This is a genomic window from Microterricola pindariensis (assembly GCF_002936985.1).
Lineage (GTDB): Bacteria > Actinomycetota > Actinomycetes > Actinomycetales > Microbacteriaceae > Microterricola > Microterricola pindariensis.
Window position 1 is genome coordinate 62,222 of the sequence record NZ_MPZN01000014.1, and the last position, 8,080, is coordinate 70,301.

Genomic DNA, 8,080 nt, shown 5'->3' on the forward strand with positions numbered 1-8,080 from the left:
GCCGGGCCGTCTGACGCGACCAGTCTAGAACATGCTGGGGGCTGGCAGGGCACCGGATGCCGGCTCCAGCCCGCCGGCGCCGTCCCGCGCCCTGGCGCTCGTGGCGGGTGCGGCGGCGAGGATGACGAGGACGCCCGCGATGATCGCCAGGCCGGCCCAGCCCACGCTCGTCAGCTGCTCGCCGACGATGAGCACCGCGAGCACGGTCGCGACGGCCGGTTCCGTGAGCGTCACCGTCGTCGCCGTGCTCGCAGACACCCGGGCCAACCCCAGTCCGAAGAGGACGTAGCCGAGGAACATCGGGATCAGCGCCATATATCCGGCGACGGCGAACGCCTGCGGCGAGGCGATGAGCGGGGCGCCGGTGGCGACGAGCACGGGAATCAGCAGGATCCCGCCGCCGCCGAAGACCGCTCCCATCGATGCCGACCGGCCCACCCCGCGGGAAATCAGCCGATGGGCGGCCCAGGAGTACACGGCGTAGCTCGCTCCGGCGACGAGCCCGAGGCCGATTCCGGCCACCGTCCCGCCCGCCGACGCGGCGGGGCCGTCGAGTTTCGACAGGCAGAGCAGCAGGCTGCCCAGGATGCCGAGCGTGGCGGCGAGCATCCACCACCGGCTCAGCCGCCGTCGATCCACGAAGCGCTCCAGCAAGCCGGAGGCCAACGGCGCCGAGGCGAGCGACACCACGGAGCCGATGGCCACGCCGGAGAGGTGCATGGAGCTGTAAAAGGCGAGCGGATAGATCGCCACGGCCAGCGAGCCGACGACCACCGCCCTCCTGTTCGCGCGCAGGGCGGGGGCCGCGGCCCGCAGCGCGGGCACGGCGATCACCGCCTGCAGCAGCCCGCCGATGCCCAGGGCGGCCGCGCCGATGGCGAGCGGCCCAGCGCCCGGCGCGAACGTGGCCGCGGTCCCGGTCGTGCCCCAGAGCAGCGAGGCGCCCGTGATGGCCGCGATCCCGAGCCGGCGCGACCCGCTCACGACGTACCGAGAAGTCGGGATGCGAGGGCTCGGGCGTGCTCGAGGCGGCCGACTCCGCCCTCCAGCCCGGCCCGGATCATCGACCCCTCCAGCAGGAACGACAGGTGCTCGGCCAGTGTCGACACCTCGGAAGCGCGGACCAGCGCCGCGAGCTGGTCCGCGAGGATCGCCTCGACCTGCTCCTTGTGCCGGCGGACTTCGGCGCGACCGGGCGCGCCGACTGGCAGCTCCGCCGCCGCGTTCAGGAGCCCGCAACCGCGGAAACCGCTTTCGTACTCGAAGCGGGCATGGTCGATGTAGGCGTCGAAGACGGCCAGCACCTGCTCGACCGGCGTTCTCGCGCTCGCGGCACGCAGCCGGTACAGCTCGAGCCATTCCTCGTGGCGGGCCTGGATGTAGGCCAGCACGAGGTCCTCCTTCGAGGAGAAGTTGTTGTACAGGCTCATCTTCGCAACCCCGGCCGCGGCCGTGATCGTGTCGATGCCCGTCGCGGTGATGCCGCGCTCGTAGAAGAGTCGCGAAGCCGCCACGAGGACCCGCTCGCCGGCCGGGCCGCGCCCGGAGACCACATCGTTGTCTGTCATTAGGTAGATCAGTCTACCCAGGAATCGGCGCGCGCCGCGAGGGCGGCCTAGTAGCTGGCGCGTCCCCCGTCGGATTGCCCGTCGGCCGGGATGTAGCGGGCGGCCAGGGCCTCCGAGGAGCGGGCGAGCAGTGCGACATCCGCCCCGACCGAGACGAAGTTCGCGCCGGCGGCGAGATAGCGGTCGGCGGTGGCCGGGGCGAAGGCGTTGACGCCGACCGGCTTGCCGAGATCGGCGGCGACGCGGATGCACCGCTCGACCGCCGCCACGACGTCCGGGTGCTCCTGCTGGCCCAGCACGCCCATCGAGGCGGCCAGGTCGGAGGGCCCGACGAAGATGCCATCCACCCCGTCGACGGCGGCGATGGCGGCCACGTTCTCGACAGCGGATGCCGTCTCGATCTGCACGAACAGCGAGACGAGCTCGTGCGCCTGGGCCAGGTAGTCGTCGATCCGGTTCCAGCGGGCCGAGCGGGCGAGGGCGGCGCCAACGCCGCGCACGCCGAGCGGGGGGTAGCGCATGGCGCGCACCAGCTCCGTGGCCTCCTCGGCCGTGTTGACCATGGGCACGAGCAGGTTCTTCGCGCCGAGGTCGAGCAGCTGCTTGATGATGACGGTGTCGCCGATCGCGGCGCGCACGAGGGGCGCCACCGGGTACGGGGCAACGGCCTGCAGCTGGGCGAGCACGGACTCCAGCCCGTTCGGGCTGTGCTCGGCGTCGATGAGCAGCCAGTCGACGCCGCTGCCGGCACAGATCTCGGCGACGAGCGGGCTGCCAGAGCACACCCAGAGGCCGATCTGCGGCCGGTCGGCCGATCCGAGCACGTCCGCGAGTGTGGGCTCGGTGCCCGGGGCGTGGTGCCCCTCGCTGTGCCCCTCTACTCGAAGCGACACGTGATCGCCCCCAGCTGTCCGTAGTCGGCGTGGATGGTGTCGCCGCGCTCCACCCACATCGGGCGGGTGAACGAGCCGGCCAGCACGATGTCGCCGGCCGCGAGGCTCGAGCCGTGCTGGGAGAGCTTGTTGGCAAGCCAGGCCACCCCGCTGGCGGGGTGGTTCAGCACGGCCGCGGCCACGCCGGATTCCTCGATGGTCTGGTTGCGGTAGAGCAGCGCGCCGACCCAGCGGAGGTCAACGGCATCCGGCTTCACCGGGTTGCCGCCGATCACCATGGCGCCCATGGCCGCGTTGTCTGAGATGGTGTCGACGATGGTGCGGCCGGACATCTCGATGTGCGAGTTGAGGATCTCCAACGCCGGGATCACGTAGTCGGTGGCCGAGAGCACGTCGAAGATGGTGCAGTTCGGGCCGCTCAGCGGCCGGGCAAGCACGAAGGCGAGCTCGACCTCGATGCGCACGTTGGAGAAGTTGTCGAACGGGATGCTCGAGCCGTTCTCGTAGACCATGTCGTCGAAGATGACGCCGTAGTCGGGCTCGGTGATGCCCGTGGCGACCTGCATCACCTTGGAGGTGAGGCCGATCTTGCGGCCGACGAGGCGCCGGCCGGACTCGATCTTGCGCGCGGCCCACAGACTCTGCACCGCATAGGCGTCCTCGACGGTCATGTCGGGATTGCGGGCGGTGAGCAGCGGAACGATGCTGCGTGTGCGATCGGCCTCGAAGAGCTCGTCGGCGATCGCGGTGATCTGAGCGGGTTCCAACACTGGGGCACCATTCCTTTATCAGTGACTGCCTTGTCGATGACTACTCAGTGATCGTATACGATGCCGCGTGCCGGTGGGGAATGTCGCGGAAATTCCCCGCCGGAAGGGCGGAGAAAGTCGGAGTTGTCTTTCTTGTCAACAACTGTAGAATTACCCGCACGGCACAGTGGAGTGTCGACGAAGCCACCTCGCATCCCGAGGCGACAAGCTCTGCACTCCGCCGGGTCGCTGCGCGACGGCGCACATGTGGGTCGAGCTGTGCACGGTATCGATCTCTCCCCTTGTTACACCCCTGCCCCGGTAACCGAGAGAAGACAGAGATGAAGAAGGCAACGATCGCTGCGGTACTCACCGCCAGCGCCCTCGTGCTCACCGCCTGCAGCGGCGGCACGAGCACCAACCCTGAATCCGGTGGCGACGATGCCGCCACCACCAAACTCAGCATCGGCAATTTCCTCGATGTCACTTCGTGGGATCCGGCGCTCGCCGACATCGGCTTCGACGGCCCCTACTTGTCGGCCATCTACGACCCGCTGCTCACCATCGACGGTGACGGCCAGCCACAGCCCGCCCTGGCGACGGACTGGGAGGTGTCGGAGGACTTCAAGACCATCACGATGAACCTCCGCACCGACACGACGTTCTCCAACGGCGAGGCGTTCGACTCCGCGGTCGCGGTGAAGAGCCTCGACTACCTCAAGGCGGGCGTGCGCTCGCAGGAGGCCTTCCAGAAGGTGGAGAGCTTCGAGGCGGTCGACGCAGACACCATCGCGATCCACCTCACGCAGCGCGACGACACGATCCTCTACTTCATGGGGCTCGGCCGCAGCTACATGATGGCCCCCGAGGCGATCGACGCCGGCTCGCTGGCCGAGACGCCCGTCGGCTCCGGCCCGTACACGCTGTCCGACTCCTCGGTCGCGGGTGCGGAGTACCACTTCGACAAGGTCGCCGACCACTGGGCTGCGGAGCAGTTCCCCTTCGACCCGCTGACGGTCACGCCGCTCTCTGACGGCACCGCCATGCTCAACGGCATGGAGGGCGGCCAGTTCAACCTCATCTACGGCGACAAGACCGGCATGGACATGGCGCCCCAGTACGACTGGAACGTCAGCTCCGGCCTGTCGATGTGGGTCGGCCTGCAGTTCAGCGACCGCGTCGGCGCCACCGAGATGGGCAAGCCGCTCGGCGACGTGCGCGTGCGCCAGGCCCTGAACTACGCGTTCAACGGCCAGGAGATGGTCGACACGATCGGCCAGGGCGTCGGCGTCGCGACCAACCAGGTGTTCCCCGCAGGCACCCCCGGCTACGTCGAGTCACTGAACGGCACGTACAAGCCGAGCATGGACAAAGCGAAGGCGCTGCTGGCCGAGGCCGGCTACGCGGACGGCTTCGACATCACGATGCCGATGGCCCCGCCGTTCCAGCCGTGGCAGGCCATCATCGAGCAGAACTTCGGCGAGCTCGGCATCGGCGTCACGTTCAAGGAGACCGACTTCATGCAGTACATGTCGGTCGCCCCCGAGTACCCGATGTTCGTCGCCGTCATCGCGATGGACGGCAACCCGGTCGCCACCGTCGAGCGTCAGATCGCGAAGCCGCAGTGGTACAACCCGAACCCCGGCCTCGAGTCCTTCCCGGAGATCCAGGCGCAGGTCGACACCGTGTTCTCCGCGGAGCCCGGAGACGCGCAGACGGCCGAGATCGAGGAGCTCAACGCGATGGTCACCGAGCAGGCCTTCTTCTCGGTGTGGAGCCAGTCGACCAACACCTACATCTCCACCTCGGAGTTCACGGTGACCCCGGTCATCGGGATGATGTTCCCGACCCTCCGACAGATCGAGTTCACGGGATAGCGGCACCGGGGTGGGGCCGCGACAGCGCGGCCCCACCCCACCCATCTCCACCCCGAATCGATCCAGGAGATCCGATGCTCACCTTCACGCTCAAGCGGCTCGTCTCTGGCGCGATCCTGCTGTTTGCCGTAGCGACCGCCACCTTCCTCCTCGCCTACGCCGCGATCCCCGACCCCACCCTCGGCCTGCTCGGCAGCGCGGCCACTCCTGAGGCGCAGGCAGCCCTCGCCCAGAAGATCGGGACGGACCGCCCCCTCCTCGTGCAGTACTTCGAGTGGCTGACGAACCTGCTCCGGGGCGACTTCGGCACCTCCTGGAAGAACTTCCAACCGGTCGGCAAGCAGATCGCGTTGAAGCTGCCGGTCACCCTCTCGGTGGTCACGGTCTCGATCCTGCTCTCCGCGATCCTCGGCGGCACCCTCGGCGTGCTCGCAGGCCTCCGCCCCAACACCTGGATCGACAAGGTCGTCAAGGCCGGCGCCGTCATCCTCTTCGCGCTCCCGGGGTTCTGGGTCGCCCTCGTGCTCGTGATGACCTTCGCCGTGCAGCTCAAATGGTTCCCCGCCGTCGGCTACGTCCAGCCGGGCGAGTCCATCCCCGGATGGCTGCAGTCGATCACCCTGCCGGCCATCGCCCTCGCGCTCGGCGCGATCGTGATGATCGCCGAGCAGCTGCGGAACGCGATCATCCAGGCCGACAGCCAGGACTACATGCGCACGCTGCGCAGCCGCGGCCTGCCGCCCTGGCGGATCGTGGTGCACCTGCTGCGCAACTCCGCGCCGGCGTCGCTCACGATCCTCGCGCTCATGTTTGTGGGCCTGCTCTCCGGCGCGATCATCGTCGAGCAGATCTTTGCCCTGCCCGGCATCGGGCCGCTGACTCAGTCCTCGTCGCAGAACGGCGACATCCCGATGCTGCTCGGCATCACCGTGATCACCGTGATCTTCGTCGTCATCATCAACTTCCTGCTCGACATCCTGCTCGGGTGGGTCAATCCGAAGGCGCGTGTGAAATGACCTCTCCGCTCACCGACAACATCGACACCCGCGGCGTGCGCCGCGGCTCGGCCTTCCTCCGCCTGCTGCGGCGGCCAGCCGGCGCGATCTCCTTCGGGGTGCTCGTGCTCGTGGTTCTCGTCGCGGTGTTCGCGCAGTGGCTCGCGCCACACGACCCCAACTTCGTCGACCTCTCGCTCAGCCGCGCGCTGCCGAGTCCCGAGCACCCGCTCGGCGGCGACACCACCGGGCGCGACGTGCTCAGCCGCCTCATCTGGGGAACGCAGATCACGCTCTGGGGCGCCATGCTGGCGATCGTCGTCGCCGTCGGCCTCGGCGTGCCCTCAGGCCTCGCCGCCGGCTACCTCGGCGGCGCCACCGACCGCATCGGCACCTGGGTCAGCGACGCGCTGCAGTCCGTGCCCGGCATGATCATCCTGCTCATCGTCGCCGCGAACTCCGGCAACAGCTTCAACATCCTCATGGTCACGATCGGCGTTTTCATGGCGCCCGGCTACTTCCGGCTCACCCGCTCCACCGTGCTCTCGGTGCGCAACGAGGCCTACGTCGACGCGGCCAGGGTGTCCGGTCTCTCCAATACCCGCATCATGGGGCGGCACATCATTCGGCAGGTCTACGCGCCCATCATCATCCAGTCGGCGCTGACCGCCGGCATGGCGATGGGAATGCAGGCCGGGCTCCAGTTCCTCGGCATCGGCGGCGGCACCACCCCCGGGTGGGGCGCGATGATGAACGAGGGCTTCCGCGTGATGCGCACCGACCCACTGCTGCTGCTCTGGCCCTCCCTCGCGCTCGGCATCACGATCGCCGCGCTCGCCGTGCTCGGCTCCACGCTGGCCGACGTGATCAGCGTCAAGACGCCGGTGCTCTCGCGCAGCCGGCGCCGGTCGCTCTCGGCCGAGAGCACGACGCGGCCGGCGAATGCGACATCCACGACCACCGGCTCCATCTCGCACGTGGCCGTCGAATCGGCGGTGCAGCTGGAGAACCTGCGCGTGAACTACGCCACCGCCAGCGGCCCGGTCGAGGTCGTGCACGGCATCACCCTCGACGTCGCGCCCGGCGAGGTGCTCGGCATCGTCGGCGAGTCCGGCTCCGGCAAGTCCCAGACCGTGTTCTCGATGCTCGACCTGCTGCCGAAGTCGGGCTCCTACACGGCCGATGCGATCTGGATCGGCGGCCAGAACGTCACCGCGCTGGGCCGCACGGAGCGTGCGCGCCTGCTCGGCCACGAGATCGGCTACGTGCCACAGGAGCCGATGACGAACCTCGACCCCTCGTTCACGATCGGCCACCAGCTCACCGAGCCGCTGCGCAGCGTGCACCGGATGAGCCGCACCGAGGCGAAGGCGCGTGCCCTCGCCATGCTTGAGCGCGTCGGCATCGCCAATCCGACCGCGGTGATGCGCTCCTACCCGCACGAGCTCTCCGGCGGCATGGCCCAGCGCGTGCTCATCGCCGGCGCGATCTCGGGCAAGCCGTCCGTGCTCGTCGCCGACGAGCCGACGACCGCGCTCGACGTGACGGTGCAGGCGGAGGTGCTCGAACTGCTGCGCGAGCTGCAGCGGGAGTACCGCATGGCGCTCATCATCGTCACCCACAACTTCGGCGTCGTCGCCGACATCTGCGACCGCGTCGTCGTGATGCGGGGCGGCTCGATCGAGGAGATCGGCGAAGCCGCCCAGATCTTCTCCGCGCCGCGGAGCGAGTACACCCGCGAGCTCATCGCGGCGTCGCTGGACGGCGCGGAGAGCCGGGCGGAGCTCGACCGGCTGCACGCAGCTGCCGCGTCATCCGCCGCAGCAGACCACGAAGCCCGCAGCGCGGCGGATGCCGCCGCCGAGGCCGAACTGAAGGAGGTGCGCGCATGAGCGCGACGACCAAGCCCCTGCTCGAGGTGAACGACCTCGTCGTCGAGTACGGCGCGCGGCGCAAGCCTGTGCGCGTGCTGCACGAGGTGTCCCTCGCCGTCGGTGC

General features: G+C 69.2%; 7 protein-coding genes. 3 read left to right on the forward strand and 4 right to left on the reverse strand.

Annotated elements, in window-relative coordinates:
* Positions 1-24: 24 nt before the first annotated feature.
* From GY24_RS06295 to hpaH, 4 genes are read right to left on the reverse strand one after another with little or no spacing between them, the layout of a single operon-like run.
* A complete protein-coding gene (locus tag GY24_RS06295; RefSeq protein ID WP_104474868.1) occupies positions 25-984 on the reverse strand; it encodes a DMT family transporter in 960 nt (319 codons plus the stop codon).
* Positions 981-1,568, reverse strand: coding sequence for a TetR/AcrR family transcriptional regulator (locus tag GY24_RS06300; RefSeq protein WP_104474869.1), 588 nt, complete (start codon positions 1,566-1,568; stop codon positions 981-983). The genes GY24_RS06295 and GY24_RS06300 overlap by 4 nt, the downstream gene beginning before the upstream one ends.
* Before the next feature lie 47 nt (positions 1,569-1,615).
* Positions 1,616-2,461 carry an HpcH/HpaI aldolase family protein gene (locus GY24_RS06305; RefSeq protein WP_104474870.1) on the reverse strand — a complete coding sequence of 282 codons (846 nt, stop codon included), beginning with the start codon at positions 2,459-2,461 and terminating at the stop codon, positions 1,616-1,618.
* A complete protein-coding gene (gene hpaH / locus GY24_RS06310) occupies positions 2,446-3,231 on the reverse strand; it encodes a 2-oxo-hept-4-ene-1,7-dioate hydratase (RefSeq protein WP_104474871.1) in 786 nt (261 codons plus the stop codon). Before hpaH ends, GY24_RS06305 begins: the two co-directional genes overlap by 16 nt.
* A 320-nt stretch (positions 3,232-3,551) precedes the next feature.
* Here hpaH and GY24_RS06315 point away from each other — a divergent pair, with 320 nt between their 5' ends.
* The 3 genes from GY24_RS06315 to GY24_RS06325 all read left to right on the forward strand — a co-directional run bounded on the left by GY24_RS06315 (position 3,552) and on the right by GY24_RS06325 (position 7,974).
* On the forward strand, positions 3,552-5,087 hold the full coding sequence (locus GY24_RS06315; protein ID WP_104474872.1) for an ABC transporter substrate-binding protein: 1,536 nt from the start codon (positions 3,552-3,554) through the stop codon (positions 5,085-5,087).
* Positions 5,088-5,161: 74 nt separating this feature from the next.
* Positions 5,162-6,103, forward strand: a complete 942-nt coding sequence (locus tag GY24_RS06320; RefSeq protein ID WP_104474873.1) for an ABC transporter permease — start codon at positions 5,162-5,164, stop codon at positions 6,101-6,103.
* A complete protein-coding gene (locus GY24_RS06325) occupies positions 6,100-7,974 on the forward strand; it encodes a dipeptide/oligopeptide/nickel ABC transporter permease/ATP-binding protein (RefSeq protein WP_104474874.1) in 1,875 nt (624 codons plus the stop codon). Before GY24_RS06320 ends, GY24_RS06325 begins: the two co-directional genes overlap by 4 nt.
* The last annotated feature ends 106 nt before the right edge of the window (positions 7,975-8,080 follow it).

Excerpts from the sequence above, each read along its gene's own strand:
- GY24_RS06320 (WP_104474873.1), top strand. The coding sequence starts at position 5,162 with ATGCTCACCTTCACGCTCAAGCGGCTCGTCTCTGGCGCGATCCTGCTG.
- GY24_RS06325 (WP_104474874.1), top strand. The coding sequence starts at position 6,100 with ATGACCTCTCCGCTCACCGACAACATCGACACCCGCGGCGTGCGCCGC.
- GY24_RS06315 (WP_104474872.1), top strand. The coding sequence starts at position 3,552 with ATGAAGAAGGCAACGATCGCTGCGGTACTCACCGCCAGCGCCCTCGTG.
- GY24_RS06300 (WP_104474869.1), bottom strand. The coding sequence starts at position 1,568 with ATGACAGACAACGATGTGGTCTCCGGGCGCGGCCCGGCCGGCGAGCGG.